16 protein-coding genes are annotated in these 19,377 nt (G+C 64.6%); 4 read left to right on the top strand and 12 right to left on the bottom strand.

All coding sequences use genetic code 11. The annotated features are described in order from the left end of the window. Window positions 1-5 precede the first annotated feature (5 nt). A complete protein-coding gene (locus BAUR9175_RS07725) occupies window positions 6-1,007 on the bottom strand; it encodes a GNAT family N-acetyltransferase (RefSeq protein ID WP_096160464.1) in 1,002 nt (333 codons plus the stop codon). 46 nt (window positions 1,008-1,053) lie between these two features. Here BAUR9175_RS07725 and BAUR9175_RS07720 point away from each other — a divergent pair, with 46 nt between their 5' ends. Together BAUR9175_RS07720 and BAUR9175_RS07715 are read left to right on the top strand one after the other, a co-directional pair. Further along, window positions 1,054-1,863, top strand: a complete 810-nt coding sequence (locus BAUR9175_RS07720; RefSeq protein WP_096160463.1) for a purine-nucleoside phosphorylase — start codon at window positions 1,054-1,056, stop codon at window positions 1,861-1,863. Between the two features lie 145 nt (window positions 1,864-2,008). Beyond that, the gene (locus BAUR9175_RS07715) at window positions 2,009-3,886 is read left to right on the top strand and encodes a phospho-sugar mutase (RefSeq protein WP_096160462.1); all 1,878 of its coding nucleotides are present in this window, start codon (window positions 2,009-2,011) and stop codon (window positions 3,884-3,886) included. A 79-nt stretch (window positions 3,887-3,965) separates the two neighbouring features. Here the strand turns inward: BAUR9175_RS07715 and bioD are convergent, their stop codons facing one another. Genes bioD through bioB form a run of 4 tightly spaced genes read right to left on the bottom strand, consistent with a single transcriptional unit; the run spans window position 3,966 to window position 8,437 of the window. Next, window positions 3,966-4,733 carry a dethiobiotin synthase gene (gene bioD / locus BAUR9175_RS07710; RefSeq protein WP_009885333.1) on the bottom strand — a complete coding sequence of 256 codons (768 nt, stop codon included), beginning with the start codon at window positions 4,731-4,733 and terminating at the stop codon, window positions 3,966-3,968. Next, window positions 4,730-5,860 carry an 8-amino-7-oxononanoate synthase gene (locus BAUR9175_RS07705; protein ID WP_096177345.1) on the bottom strand — a complete coding sequence of 377 codons (1,131 nt, stop codon included), beginning with the start codon at window positions 5,858-5,860 and terminating at the stop codon, window positions 4,730-4,732. Before BAUR9175_RS07705 ends, bioD begins: the two co-directional genes overlap by 4 nt. After that, window positions 5,857-7,191, bottom strand: a complete 1,335-nt coding sequence (locus BAUR9175_RS07700) for an adenosylmethionine--8-amino-7-oxononanoate transaminase (RefSeq protein WP_009885335.1) — start codon at window positions 7,189-7,191, stop codon at window positions 5,857-5,859. Before BAUR9175_RS07700 ends, BAUR9175_RS07705 begins: the two co-directional genes overlap by 4 nt. Next, window positions 7,184-8,437, bottom strand: coding sequence for a biotin synthase BioB (gene bioB, locus BAUR9175_RS07695; protein ID WP_205676715.1), 1,254 nt, complete (start codon window positions 8,435-8,437; stop codon window positions 7,184-7,186). Before bioB ends, BAUR9175_RS07700 begins: the two co-directional genes overlap by 8 nt. Window positions 8,438-8,592: 155 nt before the next feature. On the opposite strand from bioB, the gene BAUR9175_RS07690 reads away from it, so the two are divergent. Further along, entirely contained in the window at window positions 8,593-8,976 is a 384-nt protein-coding gene (locus tag BAUR9175_RS07690; RefSeq protein ID WP_125178267.1) for a hypothetical protein, read from the top strand. A 233-nt stretch (window positions 8,977-9,209) separates the two neighbouring features. Here BAUR9175_RS07690 and deoC read toward each other — a convergent pair whose 3' ends face one another. The 7 genes from deoC to BAUR9175_RS07655 all read right to left on the bottom strand — a co-directional run bounded on the left by deoC (window position 9,210) and on the right by BAUR9175_RS07655 (window position 17,211). Then, window positions 9,210-9,860: a deoxyribose-phosphate aldolase gene (gene deoC, locus BAUR9175_RS07685; RefSeq protein ID WP_009885338.1), complete on the bottom strand. Its 651-nt coding sequence runs from the start codon at window positions 9,858-9,860 to the stop codon at window positions 9,210-9,212. 120 nt (window positions 9,861-9,980) lie between these two features. Further along, window positions 9,981-11,270 (bottom strand): thymidine phosphorylase, encoded by a 1,290-nt coding sequence (locus tag BAUR9175_RS07680; RefSeq protein WP_096146005.1) that lies wholly within the window; start codon window positions 11,268-11,270, stop codon window positions 9,981-9,983. A gap of 133 nt (window positions 11,271-11,403) precedes the next feature. Further along, window positions 11,404-11,898 carry a cytidine deaminase gene (locus BAUR9175_RS07675; RefSeq protein WP_096146004.1) on the bottom strand — a complete coding sequence of 165 codons (495 nt, stop codon included), beginning with the start codon at window positions 11,896-11,898 and terminating at the stop codon, window positions 11,404-11,406. A gap of 28 nt (window positions 11,899-11,926) precedes the next feature. Next, window positions 11,927-13,210: an ABC transporter permease gene (locus tag BAUR9175_RS07670; protein ID WP_009885341.1), complete on the bottom strand. Its 1,284-nt coding sequence runs from the start codon at window positions 13,208-13,210 to the stop codon at window positions 11,927-11,929. Window position 13,211: 1 nt separating this feature from the next. Then, on the bottom strand, window positions 13,212-14,444 hold the full coding sequence (locus tag BAUR9175_RS07665; protein WP_009885342.1) for an ABC transporter permease: 1,233 nt from the start codon (window positions 14,442-14,444) through the stop codon (window positions 13,212-13,214). Next, window positions 14,441-16,066 (bottom strand): ABC transporter ATP-binding protein, encoded by a 1,626-nt coding sequence (locus BAUR9175_RS07660; protein WP_009885343.1) that lies wholly within the window; start codon window positions 16,064-16,066, stop codon window positions 14,441-14,443. The genes BAUR9175_RS07665 and BAUR9175_RS07660 overlap by 4 nt, the downstream gene beginning before the upstream one ends. Before the next feature lie 74 nt (window positions 16,067-16,140). Next, window positions 16,141-17,211 (bottom strand): BMP family lipoprotein, encoded by a 1,071-nt coding sequence (locus BAUR9175_RS07655; RefSeq protein WP_180959217.1) that lies wholly within the window; start codon window positions 17,209-17,211, stop codon window positions 16,141-16,143. Window positions 17,212-17,515: 304 nt separating this feature from the next. Here BAUR9175_RS07655 and BAUR9175_RS07650 point away from each other — a divergent pair, with 304 nt between their 5' ends. Beyond that, on the top strand, window positions 17,516-19,357 hold the full coding sequence (locus BAUR9175_RS07650; protein ID WP_096161666.1) for an ABC-F family ATP-binding cassette domain-containing protein: 1,842 nt from the start codon (window positions 17,516-17,518) through the stop codon (window positions 19,355-19,357). Window positions 19,358-19,377 lie beyond the last annotated feature (20 nt).

Below are 19,377 nucleotides of genomic sequence, written 5' to 3'. Positions count from 1 at the left end.
TCGGCTCAGCGAGCGTCCGCAGGAGGTCCCGTGAGAGTTTCGTAGCGGTAGAGTTCGGTTGCCTGTCCCAGTTCCAGGAGTCGATCGGCGAGTGCTGCGACCACCGGCATGCCGCTCGTGACCTCGAGAACGACATCGGCATCGACGGAAAGTCGGGCAAGGAGAAGCTCGGCGTCGGCGATTGCGGCCCTGAACAGGTCACTTGAGGTATCGGCGGCCTCCTCGCGGGTTTCGAACATCGACCCGATGATGAGTTCGGTTGGTGCCTCCTCATCATCACCTGGGGCCGGCATTGCATCGGTGATCTCGACGCCTGACTGATCTGCTTCCCGTGCGTAGGAGACGGCGAAGGCGCTGAGTCCTGCGTCTTCGGCAGCACCGGCGTCACCGTTGAGCAGAGCGGCACCATGGGCACCTGCTGCTTCGGAGAGGAACGCATTGTTGACCTGACCGATCGTCAGTGGACCGACGGCGTCGTCCTTATTCACGGCCGTGTACCAGGCGAGGAAGGCCTTCGTGAGCTTGACCGATCCGGTGGCCACGATCTCGAGGTCCTCGGCGCGTCCACCACCGCTGGGCGGCAGTGCACCGGCGGCGACCTTGATCACTCGTGTCGTTGTCAGTGGTGTGAAGCCCAAGGCCTTGGCGAAGCCTTCTCCCGGGCTGCCGGCTTGCACTCGTGCACGCAGGTCAAGGCCTTCCAGAGCAGTGCCGACGGTTTCAGCGCAGGCTGCTTCGAAGAGTTCTCGACCCTGACCGTGGCCCTGTTCCTCGCTCGCGACCTCGACATTGACCCACGCCCGGTAGGGGTGAAGGGGGGACTCGGCGATCGCTGCGGCCCCGACGGGAACCTCAGGGACCACCTCGGCGATGACAGATCGCAGCAAGGGAGAATCCGAGGAGGGACGGAACAGGGACCTGGCCATATGAGCGGCCGGCGTATCGGCGTCGGCGAACACCTCGTTCAACCGCAGGTCGTCACCATCGGTCAGGTCTCTGATCGGCATTGTGTGCGCTCCTTGAACGGGTCGATAACTTGATAATCTTGGCGTCATGACTGACTTAAGCGATCCTACCGCCGCCGCCCGCGCCGCGGCCACGACCATCAACTCCAAAGCCGGCATCGAGGCCCATGACATTGCTCTCGTTCTCGGCTCGGGTTGGGGCGGAGCAGCGGAGCTCCTCGGCGAGACGATCAGCGAAATCTCGGCCGCAGAAGTCCCCGGCTTCCACGCACCCGCTGTCGAAGGCCACGGCGCCACCCTGCGCACGATTCGGATCGAAGCCAGCGGCAAGCACGCACTCGTCCTCGGTTCCCGCACCCACTACTACGAAGGCAAGGGCGTGCGCGCCGTCGCCCACGGAGTCCGCACCGCCGCTGCCGCCGGGTGCGAGAGCCTCGTCCTCACCAACGGCTGCGGAGGCCTCAACCGCAATTGGGCTGCCGGCACCCCGGTCCTCATCTCCGACCACCTCAACCTCACCGGCACCTCACCCATCGAAGGTGCGAACTTCGTCGACCTCACCGACCTGTACTCCCCGCGCATGCGCGCCATCGCCAAGGAGATCGACCCCAGCCTCGACGAAGGCGTCTACGCCCAGTTCCGCGGACCTCACTACGAAACTCCCGCCGAGGTGCGCATGGCCGGAGTCCTCGGCGCCGACCTCGTCGGAATGTCCACCTCGTTGGAGGCAATCGCCGCACGTCAGGCAGGTCTGGAACTCATGGGCATCTCCCTGGTGACGAACCTGGCCGCCGGCATCCAGGAGACTCCGCTCTCCCACGCCGAGGTCATCGAGGCCGGGGTCGCCGCCGCCCCGCGCATCTCGCAGCTGCTCGCCGATATCGTCGCAAAGCTCTGAACGACTCGATGAGCCGTGGGCGACTAGTCGGTGCCAAGCACTCGAACCGACCGGTCACCATGTCTCACGGAGGCGGTGCCCCCTTCCACCGGCATTCCGCTTCCTCCGGCCTTCCCCACTTCGACAACATTGAACAAGGACAGATATGACTCGCGTAGCCGATCGCTTCACCTCCGGATTCGACGCCGATATCGTCGAGGCGTGGATCGCCGATGACCCCGACACTCAGACGGCCACGGCCCTCAGCACCATCCTCGCCGCCGCGAGGGAGGGCGATGAGGCCGCGCTGGCCGACCTCGAGGATCGTTTCGCAGGTCCCCTGGCATTCGGCACTGCCGGGCTGCGCGGAGAGATCGCCGCCGGACCCAACCGGATGAACCGCGCCGTCGTCATCCGTGCCGCTGCAGGGCTCTCCCGTTTCCTCCTGAACACTGTCGGTGAGGGCTTCACCGTCGTCATCGGCTGCGACGCCCGCTACAAGTCCGCGGACTTTGCGACCGATACCGCAGCAGTCATCACTGCGGCCGGCGGTACTGCCATCCAGCTGCCCGATCAGCTCCCGACTCCGCTTCTCGCCTTCGCCCTGTCTCACCTGCAGGCCGATGCCGGCGTCATGGTCACCGCGTCCCACAATCCGCCCGACGACAACGGCTACAAGGTCTACCTCGGCAAGCGTCCGCTGCAGGCGATCGAGTCCGACCCTGCTGCCGCTGAGTCGGGTGCCGGTGCGCAGATCGTCAGCCCTGCCGATGCGCTCATCGCCGCACAGATCTCCGCGATCGAGTCCGTGGCGTCCGTACCGCGTGCCGAATCCGGGTGGGAACGCCTCGATGAGTCGATCGTCGAGTCCTATCTGGAACGCATCGATGCGCTCAACGTGTCCTCGGGCACCGACCTGAACATTGTCCTCACCTCCCTGCACGGGGTCGGGGCCTCCGTCGCCGAGGCGGCTCTGGCCCGCACCGGGTTCGGCAATGTCCACCCGGTCGCCTCTCAACAGGCTCCCGATCCGGACTTCCCGACCGTGGCGTTCCCGAACCCGGAGGAGGCCGGTGCCCTCGACGAGTCCTATGCGCTGGCCCGTGAAGTCGGTGCCGAACTCATCATCGCCAATGACCCCGATGCCGACCGCTTCTCTGCCGCCATCCCGGACACCTCGACAGCGGCCGGGTACCGACAGCTGTCCGGCGACGAGGTGGGACTTGTCCTCGGTGAGGACATCGCGGCTCGTTTGGCTCAGGGCACACATCATTCGGTTGAGACGATCGAAGCGCACCTGTCCGACGACCAGAGTGCCGTACCCGCAGAAGCGGCGGCAGCACCGGTATTCGCGAACTCGATCGTCTCCTCCCGCGGTTTGGCCGCCGCAGCGTGCAGCCATGGGTTCGCCGCGATAAGCACCCTCACCGGGTTCAAGTGGATCTCGCGTGTCCCCGGGCTGGTCTTCGGCTACGAGGAGGCCCTGGGCTACTGCGTCGACCCCACAGCAGTCAGAGACAAAGACGGCATCTCCACGGCCGTGACCTTCGCGGCCCTGGCCTCGCGTCTCAAGGAATCGGGCTCAGACATCGAGACCGAGCTCGACCGGATCCGCAACCGCGACGGGTACTTTGCCACCGCGCCGCTGAGCTTCCGCTTCGACGATGTCTCCCTCATCGCCACTGCCATGGCGAAGCTGCGGGAGAACCCGCCGACGTCCCTGGCCGGGTCTCGTGTCGTCGAGGTCCACGACCTCTCTGCCGGCTACGAAGCGCTTCCTCCCACCGATGGGATTCTGCTCCTCTCGGAATCGAACTCCCGCGTCATCGTCCGGCCTTCGGGCACGGAGCCGAAGCTCAAGTGCTACCTCGAGGTCGTCGCCGAACCCTCCGAGTTGGAGGCCGCGACCGAGGCCGACACCCGAGCCGCGGCCAGGGCAGGATTACGGCTGCCGGCCACCTCGGCGAGCGCCTCCCTCAGACCGGCCCTGACTCAGCGTCTGACCTCCATCAGCACCGAGCTCAAGGCCTTCTTCGGTCTCTGATCCAAGAGTCGGCGCAGAGGACACCTCACGCCGGCACGACGCTGCCTCACCTACGAGGAGCAGCACAGCCAGTTCTGGGTCACCACGGCAGATAGAGCCAACCAGGGGCTTGCGCCGTGAACTCGCCGGGCCCGAGGCGGTGACCGGCTCCAGCCGGAACCGCACCGAGGATGGGGGCGATAGCCGATAGAGCGCAGCGATTGTCACGGTCGACCGGCGGCGCAGGCTCAGGCCACGAGCCCATGATGATGCCGGTGACCGATATGTGCCGATTCCCCAGTGCCTCGGCCGTCAGAGCGGCGTGGTTCAGTGTGCCCAGGCGCGAGCGGGAGACGATGACGGCACCGACGGAGTCTGGGTCGGGCGAAAGGCAGGCGAGGATGTCGGCAGCGGTGTGGCCTCCGAAGTCGACGAGCACTCCCCCGGAGCCTTCGATGAGGACGTGGTCAGCACGGGTGCGTTCGGCAACTGTGGCGATGAGCTGCGCATGCTCGGCCGCGCTGGGCAGGATCGAGGCTGCTCCGGCAGTCGCAGACACGGACCCTGTCGCCTCTAGGCGCGCCGCTGGAAGCGGAGCCATCGGCAGACGCAGCGTGATATTCGTGAACGTATGGATTCCGGTCAGCCGAGCGACGATCTGGGCGTCGGATTCGGTGACGACATCGCTGTAATCGGCTTCAAGATGCTCGCGCTGTGGATCGTCAGGACTGATGTGCCCCGTCTGGATCGGCTTGCACATGATGACCCGCCTCCCGGCCGCCCTCAGCGTCGCGGCCAGCGCCGCCGTCGCAATCGTCTTGCCGACGCCGGTGTCCGTTCCCGTGACGAGCAGGAAGCGCGGAATCACCCCGCCTCCGCGACGCAGGCCTCGGTGATCGCCCGGATCCGCTCACAGGCATGGGCCAGCTCATCGGTGCTCAGACCAGCACGCGCGGTCGGCCGCACCCGCGTAATGCCATCAGGAACCGAGGGCGGGCGGAAGCAGCCGACAAGGATCCCCTCCTGACGCAGCAGAGCGCGGGCTCGCACCCCGGATTCGGGCGTCGGCATCGGCACCGAGAGCACAGCGCCGGCAGGAACCGGCACCTCAAGTGCAGTTGCGAGTGCATTCCGCGCGCCCGCCATGGATGCCACCCTGTCGGAAGTGATGAGGCCAAGCGCCGCATGGGCGGCTGCCGCGTTGGCCGGGGCGAGACCGGTGTCGAAGATGAAGGAGCGGGCAGTGTTCACGGCGGCATCGCGGATGAGCTCGGAGCCCAGCAGCGCTCCTCCTTGGGAGCCGAGCGCCTTCGATAGGGTCGCGGTGACGACGAGCCGCTCGCGGAGTTCACTCAGGCCCGCGGCTGCGCCCATTCCGCAGTGTTCGTCGATACCGGCCACACCGATCCCGTGAGCCTCGTCGACAAGGAGGAGAGCATCGTAGCGCTCACAGAGTTGAAGCAGTCGCGGCAGATCGGCTGCGTCGCCGAGGACGGAGTAGACCGATTCGACGATCACGAGCGCCTCGGTCTGCGCCCGGTCGGCCAAGGCCGTTTCGACGGCGCTCGGATCATTGTGGGCAACGACGGTGATCGAGGCCTTCGTCAGACGACAGGCGTCGATGAGTGAGGCGTGATTGTGGGCGTCCGAGACGATGAGGGTATCTGGCCCAGCCAAGGTCGTGACGGCGGCGATATTGGCCAGATAACCGCTTGAGAACGTCACACACGCCGGGTGACTCAGCCGTTCGGTGAGCGCGGATTCGAGCAGGTGATGGGCGCGTGTGGTCCCGGTGACGAGGCGCGAGGCCCTAGCTGAGGTGCCATAGTCATCGATCGCCTCGATCGCCGCCGTACGCACAACCGGATGCTGAGAGAGACCGAGGTAGTCGTTGGAGGCGAGGTCGAGTCCGTTGAGCACCGGATCATTGCGGTCCATATCGGCGGCCCTGCGGCGTTCGGCTGCCATGGTCAGGCGGGAGGCGATGGCGTTCATCGCAGATCTCCTTCGGAGTGCGCCGCGGCGGCAGCGACCATTGCCGCAGTGATCGTCGCCATCGTCTCCGGTGTCGAAATGTAGGGCGGCATGGTGTAGATGTGTCGCCGGAACGGCCGCAGCCACACGCCGTGCTCGGCGGCGATGCGTGTGGTGAGTCCGACATCGACCGGACGGTCGAGTTCGATGACGCCGATGCCACCGGTGACACGCACTTCGGCGACGTGCGCCAGCTCTCGAGCCGGCGCGAGACCGGTTTCGAGTGCGGGAGAGATGCGGGCGATGGCCGGCTTCCAGCCGCTCGTGTCATCGGCGAAGAGCAACCCGACCGAGGCTGTGGCTGCCGCACAGGCCAGCGGGTTGGCCATGAAGGTCGGTCCGTGCATGAGCGCCCGGTGGGAGGAAGCGGTGATGACCTCGGCAACCGGCCCGCTGCACATGAGGGCCGCCAAGGTCAGATACCCCCCGGTCAGCGCCTTGCCCAGGCACATGACATCCGGGGTGATGCCGGCCGAACGGCAGGCGAAATCAGTACCGGTGCGGCCGAAGCCGGTGGCGATCTCATCGGCGATGAACACGGCGTCGATCTCGGTGGCCAGCCGCCGCAGCGTCCTCAAGGCAGCCGGGTGATAGGGACGCATACCGCCAGCGCCCTGGAAGAGAGGCTCGACGATGATGCCGGCAAGTTCTGACCCATGCGCGTCGACGAGGTTCTCCGCCCGGACCACCCAGGCATCGACCTCGGAGGTGGAAGCCTCCGGCAGCGGAGGACGCGGCAGAAACAACTGTGGGGACAGCAGTCCCGCGAAGTCGGCGTGCATTCCCCCGACCGGGTCGCACACGCTCATCGCACCGGTCGTGTCACCGTGATAGGCGCCTTCGAGGGCGAGGAAGCGACTGCGGTCGCGTCCGCGAGCCTGTTGGTACTGGATGGCGAGCTTGAGCGCGACCTCGACCGAGACCGAGCCCGAGTCGGCCAGATAGACATGGTCGAGTCCGGCCGGGGTGACCGCGACGAGGTGCTCGGCCAGGTCGACGGCCGGGCCGTGGGTCAGACCGCCGAACATGACATGCGAGAACGAGCGGATCTGGTGCGTCAGCGCCGCGTCCATGACCGGGTGTCGGTAGCCGTGGACAACCGCCCACCACGAGCTCATCCCGTCCAGGAGCCGATGTGGCGAGCCGGAAGCGTCACACAGTTCCACATAGGCACCGGCTGCACCGGTGACCGAAAAGTGCGCCCCAGCATCGAGGGGACCATAGGGGTGCCAGAGAAGACCGGCATCCCTGTCCAGCGTGCTCTGGGGACCTGACCGTGCCGGCTCAGGCATTGGGAGAGATCTCTGTGCCAGCACCGCGGCGGCGGATCGTCGGAATCGTCACGCCCGAGTTGCCTGCCTCGTGACCGACAGGCGGCAGCGGTTTGCCACACGGCAGTGCGCCACCTGCGACTGGTGCTGGTGCAGTCTCGCTCGATGCGCCAGTGCCGGCAGCGGACGCACCGTCGCCGCTCGCGGGGCCGGTTGCTTCGCCGTCGAAGGCAGCCTGATGGGCTGCCCTGTGGGCCTTGAGCTCGTCGCGCAGCTGCTGGGCGCTCTCCGCGCCGACGATCTCGAACCCGCCATCGACGATCATGTCGAGATCCTCTTCGGCTGCCTGACCCTCCGAAGTGAGGTAGTCGCCGAGGAACAGCGAATTGGCCACATTCAGCGACAGCGACTGCAGCGAACGCAGGTGCATTTCACGGCCGCCGGCAATGCGCAGTTCGCGATCCGGGCACAGGAAGCGCACAGCGCACAGAATCCTCACGCAGTGCTGCGGGGTCAGCGTGTTGGTGCCCTCCAACGGGGTGCCGTCGAAGGGGATGAGGAAGTTGACCGGGATCGAGTCGGAGTCGACGGCCTTGAGCGATTCGATCGCCTCGATGATCTGGTCGTTCGTCTCGCCCACGCCGACGAGGAGTCCCGAGCACGGGGAGAGTCCGGCGCCGCGAGCCTTGTCGACGGTGTCGACCCGGTCGGCAAAGGTGTGTGTCGAGCAGATGTCGGCGTAGAGGGACTCAGAGGTGTTGAGGTTGTGGTTATAAGCATCGACCCCGGCCTCCTTGAGGCGATGCGCCTGGCCATCCTTGAGGAATCCGAGACAAGCGCAGACCTCGACGCCGGGAGTGGCAGACTTGATCTCCTCGACCATTCCCGAGACACGCTCGACATCCCGGTTCGACGGACCGCGACCGGAGGCGACGAGACAGACGCGCGAGGCACCTCCGGCCAGACCGAACTCCGCCTGGCGCTTGGCCTCCTCCTTGGGCAGCCAGGAATACTTGAGGATCTCCGCTTCGGAGCCTAGGCGCTGTGAGCAGTAGCTGCAGTCCTCCGGGCACAGACCGGACTTGAGATTGACGAGGTAGTTGATCTTGATGCGCTTGCCGAAGTGCTCGCGTCGCAGCCGGGCTGCGGCTGCGACGAGGTCGAGCAGATCCTCATTCGGGGACGACAGAATCGCGCGGGCATCGGAGGCGGTGGCCGGGGTACCGGAGAGCACACGCTCGGCGAGTGACAAATAGTTAACCATCATCCAATTATTGAACACTGTTCAGGAGAGAGCAAAATCGCCCTCCGCAGACGCAACGTCGGCTCACCTCCTGTGGGGATAGTCTCCATCCGTCTGATGACGTGGCAGCTCGCCACGAGGGCATATCGATCGGGAACACTTGTGATTCACACTTCGTCGTGAGCGAAAACGGGTTGATTCATCGAGTCCCAGACCGTCCAGACCACATGTATCGATGGGCGGACATCGAGGCGCTGGAACTCTATCTGCCTATCGGCCGTTGGTTACGACCGGCGCTCGCCGATATTCTCGTCGGTGCGCTTCGCATGGCCCTGACGCTCGGCTCGTGGACAGACGATGCACCGATCGGTTCACTGGCTGTAGATGCCATCGGCGAAACCCCGGCGCAACTCGATGTCACTCGCCATTGCATCGTTGGATATGACTCCGGGTCTGCCAGGACGGCGACGAATCTTCTTCGCGAAATTCATTGCGGTCCCAAGTTGAGAGGGATCTTGCGCGACCCCGAAGCTGTGTCGGCCACGCTCAGGCGGCTCTTCTAGCCAGCAGGGCCCAAAAGGCCTTACGGCAGGAAACCACCTCCGTTCTCCGCTGAGCCCTTGTGTCACATCTGCGAGGGGCGTGTTGTTCGTTCCACGAACAGTTGCCTTCTGCAGGGTTCACCACGACCGTTGCTGACGCACTCGCACGGTGGTGTACGTGGCCTCATGCAGTCGAAGTCAGGCTGAGCTGGTTGTACACAGCTCAGCCTGACTTCGACTGTAGGCAACTTCGGTTAGGAGAGCTCGGCGAGGATCCCGGCGGACCCGGAGAGCCCGAGGCGTGAGGCTCCCGCAGCAATCATCTCTTCCGCGGCATCGACGGTGCGGATGCCGCCGGAGGCCTTGACGCCGAGGCGATCGCCCACAGTTTCGCGCATGAGTGCCACCGCGTGTGCACTGGCTCCACCTGCAGGGTGGAACCCGGTGGAGGTCTTGACGAAGCCTGCCCCAGCAGTCTCGGCGCGAGCGCAGGCGTCGACGATCTGCTCGTCGCTCAGCGCCGCAGATTCGATGATGACCTTGACCAGTGCGCTGCCGCTGGCGTCGACGACACCACGGATGTCGGCCTCGACAGCGTCGAAGTCACCGGCGATGGCCTGGCCGATGTTGATGACCATGTCGACCTCGGCGGCACCGTCGGATACCGCACGGGCAGCCTCGGCGGCCTTGATCTCTGGCTTGACCTGACCGCTGGGGAAGCCGACGACGGTTGCGACGACCAGTTCGCCGGGCTCGGTGACGGGAAGCATCGACGGGGAGACGCAGATCGCGAGAACGCCGAGCTCCTTCGCCTCTGACACGAGGGCTTCGACGTCGGCAGGGGTGGCCTCGGGTTTGAGCAGGGTGTGGTCGATGATGGCTGCGACATCTGAGCGGCTGGTCATGGTGATCCTCCAAGGTGGTGCGGGTTCGGCTTCGTCGGTGGCGAAGCTGTCTGGGCGGTGAAGTTGTGTGGTGTGAGGGTGGCCTGGTTCAGGCTGTCGAGACCGGTCGGCGCGACCCCCTCAGGTGATCTTCTCGAGCACGATCGAGTCGGAGACCTGACTGAGGTCGCCGCCGATCTCGACGGCATTCTCCAACGATTCCATGGCCCGGGAGAAGCGTTCCGGTGTGGCCGTGTGCAGGGTCATCAGCGGCTGACCGGCGGTGACGGTATCGCCCGGTTTGGCGTGGAGTTCGATACCGGCCACGTCCTGGACCGGATCTTCCTTGCGCGCCCGTCCGGCGCCCAAGCGCCAGGAGGAGACTCCGACCGACAGGGCATCAAGTTTGCTCAGGACGCCTGACTGCGGGGCTGTGACAACCTCGGTGTGTTCGGCGACAGGCAGCGCGGCCTCGGGGTCACCGTTCTGCGCCCGGATCATCTTCTTCCACACGTCCATGGCCCGACCGTCACCCAGGGCCGCACGCACATCGATGTCGGTCTTGCCTGCCAGACGCAGCATCTCCTCGGCCAGCGCCACGGTCAGGTCAACGACGTCGGAGGGGCCGCCGCCGGCGAGGACCTCGACGGACTCACGGACCTCGAGTGCGTTGCCGACTGTGAGCCCCAGCGGGGTGGACATGTCGGTCAGCAGCGCCGAGGTCTTGACCCCGGCCGACTGGCCCAGGTCGACCATGGTCCGCGCCAGCTTCTGCGCCTTGGGCAGGTCCTTCATGAAGGCACCCGATCCGACCTTGACGTCGAGGACGAGTCCTTCGGTGCCTTCGGCGATCTTCTTCGACATGATCGAGGAGGCGATGAGCGGAATGCAGTCGACCGTCGAGGTGGTGTCGCGCAGTGCGTAGAGCTTCTTGTCCGCCGGTGCCAAGCCGGAGCCCGCGGCGCAGATGACAGCGCCCAGGTCCTCGAGCTGGTCGAGGATGGCCTCATTGCTCAGGCCCGCCTGCCAGCCGGGAATGGACTCAAGCTTGTCCAGGGTTCCGCCGGTGTGGCCGAGGCCGCGGCCGGAGAGCTGCGGGACGGCGACATCGAAGACCGCGACGAGTGGGGCCAGCGGCAGGGTGATCTTGTCCCCGACTCCCCCGGTCGAATGCTTGTCCGAGGTGGGACGGGTCAGGGAGGAGAAGTCCATCCGCTCGCCCGAGGCGATCATCGCCTGAGTCCAGTCCGCGATCTCGCGCGGTTCCATGTCGTTGATGAAGATCGCCATGGCCAGGGCGGCCATCTGCTCATCGGCGACGACACCTCGAGTGTAGGCATCGATCACCCAGTCGATCTGCTCTCTGCTCAGGGTGCGGCCATCGCGTTTGGCGGCGATGACGTCGACGGCATCGAATGCCTCTACGCTCACAGTGTCAGTCCTTCATTCTCGGGGTGTTGCCGTTCTCAGGATTCGGCCATCGTCGGGAAGTGACCGTTCTGATGGTCACAACTGATCGCCGAGGTGGCGCTGGGCCGGCGGGGCCACCTCGGCGATATCGGGGTCAGTGCTTGGCGGAGCCGGTGCCCTGCGCATCGGGATTCAGATGGTCTGGGCCGAATGCTTCGGGCAGCACCGCCGACATGGGTGCTCTGCCGCTGGGCATGTTGAGCACCATCTCGGTGCCGCCGTGTTCGAACAGGAGTTGGCGGCAGCGTCCGCATGGGGCCAGGGTCGCCCCCGCTCCGTCGACGCAGTCGAATGCCACGATTCGGCCGCCGCCGGACATGAACAGGTCGGAGACGAGTGAGCATTCGGCGCACAGCGTCACCCCGAACGAGGCATTCTCGATATTCGCGCCGCTGACGATGCGGCCGTCATCGACGAGGGCGGCCGCACCCACGGGGTAGGACGAATACGGGACGTAGGCGAAACGCATCGCCCGCATCGCCTCATCGCGCAGCAGCGACCAGGTGTCCTCGCTCAGGTCGGCGACCGAGGCGGGTGTGGGTTCCACGCTCCACACGTGTTCAGAGGCTTCGACATCTGCAGAAGTCATAGGGGGATACCTCTCTCTTGGGGTTGGATTATTTCACGTACGGCACGCCTTCGGCCGCCGGTGGGCGGACCCGGCCGACGAAACCGGCGACGGCGAGAACCGTGACGATATAGGGAAGCATGAGCAGCAGCTCGTTGGCTACCGGTGTTCCGATGGACTGCAGGGTGTTGCCCAGGCTCTTGGAGAAACCGAACAGCAGGGCGGCCAGCAGAGCGCCCTTCGGGTTCCATTTGCCCAGGATCATCGCGGCCAGCGCAATGTATCCCTGGCCGGCCGACATCTCCTTACCGAAGGCCAGGCCCGATCCGACGGTGAAGAAGGCACCGCCGAGTCCTGCGATGGCACCGGCCATGAGGGTGTTGCGTACGCGGGTGAAGTTGACCTTGATGCCCACGGTGTCGGCTGCCTTCGGGTGCTCACCCACGGCCCGCATCCGCAGGCCCCACTTCGAGCGGAACACGAAGATCTGGAGGGCGATGACGACGACGTACATGATGTAGACGAGGATGTTCTGGTCAAAGAGCACCCGCCCCAGGACGGGGATGTCTGAGAGCAGCGGGACCGGCAGGTTGGGCAGCTGCTGCCGCGCGTTCCACAGACCGGGGTTCTCCGACAGCACCGTCGAGTAGAGGAAGCTGGTCACACCGACGACGAGCACGTTGAGGACGACGCCGATGATGATCTGGTTGACCCAGTACTTCACTGCGAAGAATGTCAGGACAACGGCCACGAGAGCACCGGCGATCGGTGCCGCCAGGAGTCCCGCGTAGGGGTTCTTGGCCACTGATGCGACGACCGCGGCGAGGAAGGCACCCGCCAGGAGCTGACCTTCGATGGCGATGTTGATGATGCCGGAGCGTTCACCGACGAGACCGCACATGGCGCCGAAGATCAGCGGCACCGACAGTGCCAGGGCACCGGCCAGCAGCGTCGTCAGCGGGATCACTCCGCCGCTGCCGCCACCGGCCCACGCGAGGAAGGACACGACGAAGAGGATGCCGAAGACCATCGGGAACCACGAGTCGAGGGCGACTCGCTTCGTCGCGAAGTAGATCGAGGCTGCGGCCATCACGACGAGGATCAGTGACAGCACGAGTCCGGCGACGGTTGAGGAGACGACCACATCGGGGATCGCGAACAGGTCTCCGCTCGTAGCGATTCTGAACGTCGTCTCTCCGTCTCGGCCGATGATGCCGAAGAAGACGAGGGACACGACGGCCAGGATCGTATAGACGATCGGGAACTTCCACGAGATCGGGGTCAGTGACTTGGACTGGGACGCGGGCTGTGCCGCAACGGTCTGAGCAGTCATGTCAGGCCTCCTTCCGCTTGAGCACCGGTGTGGGCAACCGGAAGATCGACCTCACCAGCGGTGGGGCCGCAATGAGCAGAACAATGACGGACTGGACGACCAGAACGATGTCGATGGGCGTACCGGTCTGTGACTGCATGAGATAGCCGCCGGCCTTGAATGCGCCGAAGAGCAGTCCGGCCATGAAGGTGCCCCAGGGTTTCGATCGGCCCAGCAGAGCCACCGTGATGGCGTCGAAGCCGATGGATCCGCTGATGCCGCCGGTCAGTTTGCCCTCTGTGCCAAGCACTTGGGCGGCTCCGCCGAGACCGGCCAGAGCACCGGCGACGACCATGACGAGGATCGTCACCTTCGACACGGAGATGCCGGCGGTGCGGGCCGCGTGCGGGTTGGCGCCGACGGCCTTGAATTCGAACCCGATCGTCGACCGTTCGAGCAGCCACCATACGAAGATCGTCGCCAGGATGGCCAGAATGAACCCGAAGTGCAGCCGGAACGGCGGCGGCAACATGAGGAACATCTCCGAGGTGTCGTCGATCGCTCGGGACTGCGGGTTCGCCGAGGTGGTGTGCGTGAACCAGCTCTGCTTGAGCAGGTAGCCCAGCAGATAGCCCGCGATGGAGTTGAGCATGATCGTCACGATCACCTCGTTGGCTCCGGTACGTGCCTTGAGCACACCGGCGATGCCTGCCCAAATTGCTCCGCCGATGATGCCGCCGATGGCTGCGATGAGCATGTGCACGATGGGCGGGAGGTGGAGGGCGTAGCCGAGGAATCCGGCGATGGTGGCGCCGAGGATGACCTGGCCCTGACCGCCGATGTTGAATAGACCGCAGCGGAAGGCCATGGCGATGCCGAGTCCGGTGAGGATGAGCGGGGTTCCGCTGACCAGGGATTCGGTCAGGGGGCGAATAGCGCGTTCGGGAGTGCGGGCGTTCCAGTCGAAGATCGATCCGCGAAACAGCGCCGAATAGGCTTCGCCGACGGTGGAGAACAGGGTGGAGAAGAAGGCTCCTGGCGCGCCGAGGAAGTTCTGTGCCGCTGCGACGACTTCGGCGTTGGACACGGCGATGAGCACACCGCCGAGGAGGAGGGCGACCACGATGGACAGCACCGAGACCAGCCATGACCCGGACAGGATCTCCTGCAGCAGGTTCTGTTCCTTGCCCGGCTCTGCCTCGGCGGTCGGTGGTGGTGCCGGCGATGGCGCTGCCGGTGATATGTCAGTCGTCATTTGTTCTCCTCCGCCGAGGTGGTGGCCGAGTTCTCGTCAGTTGCCGCGGTGGCGGCAGGGTCGTCAGCCGCCGAGGTGGTGGCCGAATCGTTCTCTGGTGTCGCGGTGGCGGCAAATGCTTCGTCGGCCGGGACTCCGGCCATCATCAGGCCCAGGGCCTCGCGGGAGGTGTTCGCGCCGACGATTCCGACGATGCGACCCGAATACATGACGGCGATCCGATCGGCGAGACCATAGACCTCGTCGAGTTCGGTCGAGACGATGAGGCACGGGGTGCCGGCATCGCGTTCTGCGATGACACGTTTGTGGACGAACTCGATCGAACCGACGTCGAGGCCGCGGGTGGGTTGGCTGGCGATGAACAGGCGCAGCTCGCGGCCGAGTTCGCGGGAGAGCACGACCTTCTGCTGGTTGCCTCCGGAGAGCGTGGCGATCGGGTCGACGACGCTGCCGAGACGGATGTCGAATTCCTCGACCTTCTGCTTCGCGGCTTCCGTGATGACCGAGGTTTTGAGGTTGAGCCCCTTCGCGTACGGCGGACGGTCGTAGACGTCGAGGATCATGTTCTCGCGGATCGCGAACTCGGCGATGATTCCATCGGTCGAACGATCCTCGGGAACGAAGCCGATACCCGCGCCGAGGCGGTCCTTCACCGATTGCCCGACCAGGTTCTTCCCGTCGAGAGTCACCGTGCCCAGACGCGGCTCGCTCAGGCCGATGATGGTTTCGGCCAGCTCTGTCTGTCCGTTGCCCTGGACACCGGCGACTGCGAGGATCTCGCCGCGGCGGACGTCGAAGCTGACGTCGTCGACGACGACATTGTCTGCCTTGTCGACGACGGTGAGGTTGCGGACCTGGAAGGTCGCGTCACCGGGATCGGCTGCGTCCTTCTCTGTCGTCAGCGACACGGCACGGCCGACCATCTGGCTGGCCAGCTCCGCCTCGGTGGATTCTGGGGAGGCAACGCCTGTGATCTTGCCGCGGCGGATGACCGTAATGGAGTCGGCGATCGCGCGGACCTCACGGAGTTTGTGGGTGATGAAGACGATCGAGGTGCCCTGCTCCTTGAGCTGGCGCATGATCGAGATCAGCTCGTCGGTCTCCTGCGGGGTGAGCACCGCAGTGGGCTCGTCGAGGATGAGGATCTTCGCGTCCCGAGACAGAGCCTTGATGATCTCGACTCGCTGCTGGGCACCGACGGGGAGATCTTCGATGAGAGCATCAGGGTCGATGTTGAAGTTGAAGCGAGAGGAGATCTCGGTGACCTTCTTGCGCGCTTCGGCGAGGTCGATGAGTCCCAGGGACTTCGTCGGCTCATAGCCCAACGCCACGGATTCGGCGACGGTGAACACGGGAACGAGCATGAAATGCTGGTGGACCATGCCGATACCGGCGGCCACTGCGTCCCCCGGCCCGGCGAAGGTCACAGGCTTGTCGTCGAGGAGGATCTCTCCCCCGTCGGCGTCGTAGAGTCCGTAGAGGACGTTCATCATGGTGGATTTTCCAGCGCCGTTCTCACCCAACAGAGCATGGATCTCGCCCGGTTCGATGGTGAGATCGATGTGGTCGTTGGCCACGAACGATCCGAACACCTTGGTCATCCCGCGAAGCTCGAGTTTCACTGCTTCCGGTACTCCTCACAAATTCGAAAACTGCAGGGCCGAGAATTCTCGACCCTGCAGTTTAACCTGTTCGCTTATTTCGGCGAGTTCTCGGAATCCACGGTCAGAGAACCGTCGATGATCTGCTTCTTGAGCGTCTCGACGTCCTTCTTCACGTCTTCGGGGACCTTGTCGTCGAAGTCGTGGTAAGGAGCAAGTCCGACGCCTTCATTTTCGAGAGTGCCGACGTAGGGCTCAGAGCTGAAGTTGTCCTTCTGTGCCTCAGACACGGTGTCCTCGACAGCGTTCGCGATCTGCTTGACCACCGAGGTGAGGATGATGTCACCGTATTCGGTGGACTCGTAGCCGTCGGAGTCGACCCAGACCAGTTTGACGTCCTTGGCTTCCTTCGCAGCCGCTGCGGCGCCGAGGCCCACAGGTCCGGCGACGGGCATGATGACGTCGGCGCCCTGGGAGATCAGCTGCTTAGTCAGAGCCTGACCCTGTCCCTGGTTCTCGAAGTCACCGGAGAAGGAGCCGTCCTGCTTCTTCTTGTTCCAGCCGAGGAGTTTGACGTCCTTCTTGTTGTCTTCGTTGAACTTCTCCACACCGTCGGCGAAACCGTCCATGAACACGGTCACGGAAGGAATCTGGATTCCTCCGAAGGTGCCGACCTTTCCGGACTCGGAGGATGCGGCGGCAACATAACCAGCGAGGTAGGCGGCCTCTGCGGTGTTGAAGACGAGTGGCTTCGCGTTGTCAACGGTGACTGGCTTGCCGTCAGCATCGGAGAACGTCGAGTCGATGAGGGCGAAGTTGCGGTCGGGGTTGGCCTCGGCGGCTTCCTGGATCGAGTCTTCGAGGAGGAACCCGACGCCGAAGGTCAGATTGCAGCCCTGCTGGACCATGTTGTCGACGTTGGGTCCGAAGTCGGCGTCGCCCTGCGACTCGGCCAGCTTCTCCTGTATGCCGAGGTTGTCCACCGCTGCCTGCAGGCCCTCACGTCCGGACTGGTTGAATGACTGGTCATCCCAGCCGCCGGAGTCCGAGACCATGCAGCCGAGGAAGTCCTCGGCATTGGTCTCGCCGCCGCTTCCTGATCCACAGGCGGAGAGCACGAGGGCAGATGCGGCGGCAATCGACACCGCAGATACGAGCTTCTTCACGTTTACTCTTTTCTCAAGTTACTCAGGACCAGCCCTGGCGTCGATCGAGGCACAGAGTCCTCCACCGAATTTGTGAAACCACTGGATGATCACTCATATTTCAATGAATTTTCCGTCAGTCTAATGCAACTGGGGCCCATGTCAGTGGCCTCTAGCATCTGAATCCTCGACACCGATATGAAAACGCAACATAACTTCATGTTGGCGTCTCCCCCACCTGCCCGCGGAGACTGTTCGTCACCAGCCCGGAGACTACGTGCACATGCTGGTCCCAGGCCGCTCGTGCCCTAAGCTAGAGGGCGATATGGCACATCTTCTTGGGGCTGAAGCCCTGCACCTCGAATACCCCACCCGCATCGTCTTCGACTCCGTCACGCTCGGCGTCGACGCCGGAGACATGATCGGCATCGTCGGCCGCAACGGCGACGGCAAGTCCAGCCTGCTGGGCATGCTCGCCGGCACCATCGAACCCGATTCCGGCCGCGTGACCTACCGCGGCGGAATGCGCCTGGGGATGCTCAGCCAGCGCGACACCATGGACTCCGAGGCGACCGTCGGCTATTCCGTCGTCGGCGACATGGACGACCACGAATGGGCTCGCGACGCGAAGGCCCGCGACATCATCGCCGGTCTCATCGCCGACCTCGATTGGCATGCCACCATCGGCAGCCTCTCCGGAGGTCAGCGCCGCCGTGTGGCTCTGGCCGCGCTGCTCATCGGGGACTGGGATCTGCTCATCCTCGATGAGCCCACCAACCACCTCGACGTCGACGGCATCTCGTGGTTGGCCAAGCACATCAAGAACCGGTGGTCGAAGAACTCCGGGGCTCTGCTGCTCGTGACTCACGACCGGTGGTTCCTCGACGAGGTCTGCACGAAGACCTGGGAAGTCCACGACCAGATCGTCGAACCCTTCGAAGGCGGATACGCCGCCTACATTCTCCAACGCGTCGAACGCGACCGCATCAACGCCGCCACAGAACAGAAGCGCCAGAACCTCATGCGCAAGGAACTGGCATGGCTGCGCCGAGGTGCTCCTGCCCGAACCTCGAAACCGAAGTTCCGGATCGAAGCGGCAAACCAGCTCATCGCCGATGTTCCTGAGGTCCGCAATCCGATCGAGCTGAAGAAGATGGCGACCGCCCGCTTGGGCAAGGACGTCGTCGACCTTCTCGATGTGTCTCTGAGTTTCGGTGACCAGCAGATCCTCGACAATGTCACCTGGCGCATCGGCCCCGGCGAGCGCACCGGAATCCTCGGGCCCAATGGTGCCGGCAAGTCGACCCTGCTCAGTCTCATCTCCGGGGAGCTCGAACCGGACGAGGGCAGAGTCAAGCGCGGAAAGACCGTGAAGGTCGGCGTCCTCGATCAGCAGTTCAAGGAACTCGACGCCATCGGTGGGCAGAAGGTGCGCGAAGTCCTCTCAGAGTCGAAGACGAGCTTCAACATCGAAGGCAAGGACTTCACTCCGGCACAGCTGTTGGAGCGCCTCGGCTTCGCCAAGGAACACCTCTCGGCCCGGGTCAAGGAACTCTCCGGCGGACAGAAGCGCCGCCTGCAGCTCTTGCTCCTCCTCATGTCCGAGCCCAATGTCATCATCCTCGATGAGCCGACCAACGACGTCGACTCCGATATGTTGGCCGCAATGGAGGATCTCCTCGACTCCTGGCCGGCCACCCTGATCGTGGTCTCCCACGATAGGTACCTGCTCGAGCGCGTCACCGATCAGCAGTACGCGATCCTCGATCACGGCTTGCGGCACGTGCCCGGTGGTGTCGACGAGTATCTGAAGCTGCGTGCCGAGGGCGCCAAGTCCGGTGGGTCCGGGAAGTCGGGCGGAGCCAGCAAATCGGGTGGGAGTTCGTCGAACTCCGGCTCGGCCGGCGCGAACTCCCCCGCTGATTCGGGCGCCGACGCGCTTTCTGGGGCCGAGGCCCGAGCGGCGAAGAAGGAAGTCTCCTCGATCGAGCGTCGCATGGACAAGCTCAGCAAGCGCATCGCCCGTGCCCACGATGAGATGGCCGACCACGACCAGACCGACTTCGAAGGGCTGCAGAAGCTCACCTCTTCCCTGCAGGAGCTCAAGGACGAAATGACCGAGCTGGAAGAGCGCTGGCTCGAAGCCAGCGAGGCTCTGGACGTCTGATCATGATCGGCGAGGAGGGC

The sequence above is a fragment of the Brevibacterium aurantiacum genome (assembly GCF_900169065.1).
GTDB lineage: Bacteria > Actinomycetota > Actinomycetes > Actinomycetales > Brevibacteriaceae > Brevibacterium > Brevibacterium aurantiacum.
Note: the sequence above shows the minus strand (reverse complement) of the source record. Positions and strands in the feature narration are given on the sequence as shown.

Coding starts and splice junctions, on each gene's coding strand:
- deoC (WP_009885338.1), bottom strand. CDS start 9,860: ATGACCAGCCGCTCAGATGTCGCAGCCATCATCGACCACACCCTGCTC.
- BAUR9175_RS07670 (WP_009885341.1), bottom strand. CDS start 13,210: ATGACTGCTCAGACCGTTGCGGCACAGCCCGCGTCCCAGTCCAAGTCA.
- BAUR9175_RS07675 (WP_096146004.1), bottom strand. CDS start 11,898: ATGACTTCTGCAGATGTCGAAGCCTCTGAACACGTGTGGAGCGTGGAA.
- BAUR9175_RS07700 (WP_009885335.1), bottom strand. CDS start 7,191: ATGCCTGAGCCGGCACGGTCAGGTCCCCAGAGCACGCTGGACAGGGAT.
- BAUR9175_RS07715 (WP_096160462.1), top strand. CDS start 2,009: ATGACTCGCGTAGCCGATCGCTTCACCTCCGGATTCGACGCCGATATC.
- BAUR9175_RS07665 (WP_009885342.1), bottom strand. CDS start 14,444: ATGACGACTGACATATCACCGGCAGCGCCATCGCCGGCACCACCACCG.
- bioB (WP_205676715.1), bottom strand. CDS start 8,437: ATGATGGTTAACTATTTGTCACTCGCCGAGCGTGTGCTCTCCGGTACC.
- BAUR9175_RS07650 (WP_096161666.1), top strand. CDS start 17,516: ATGGCACATCTTCTTGGGGCTGAAGCCCTGCACCTCGAATACCCCACC.
- BAUR9175_RS07720 (WP_096160463.1), top strand. CDS start 1,054: ATGACTGACTTAAGCGATCCTACCGCCGCCGCCCGCGCCGCGGCCACG.
- BAUR9175_RS07725 (WP_096160464.1), bottom strand. CDS start 1,007: ATGCCGATCAGAGACCTGACCGATGGTGACGACCTGCGGTTGAACGAG.
- BAUR9175_RS07705 (WP_096177345.1), bottom strand. CDS start 5,860: ATGAACGCCATCGCCTCCCGCCTGACCATGGCAGCCGAACGCCGCAGG.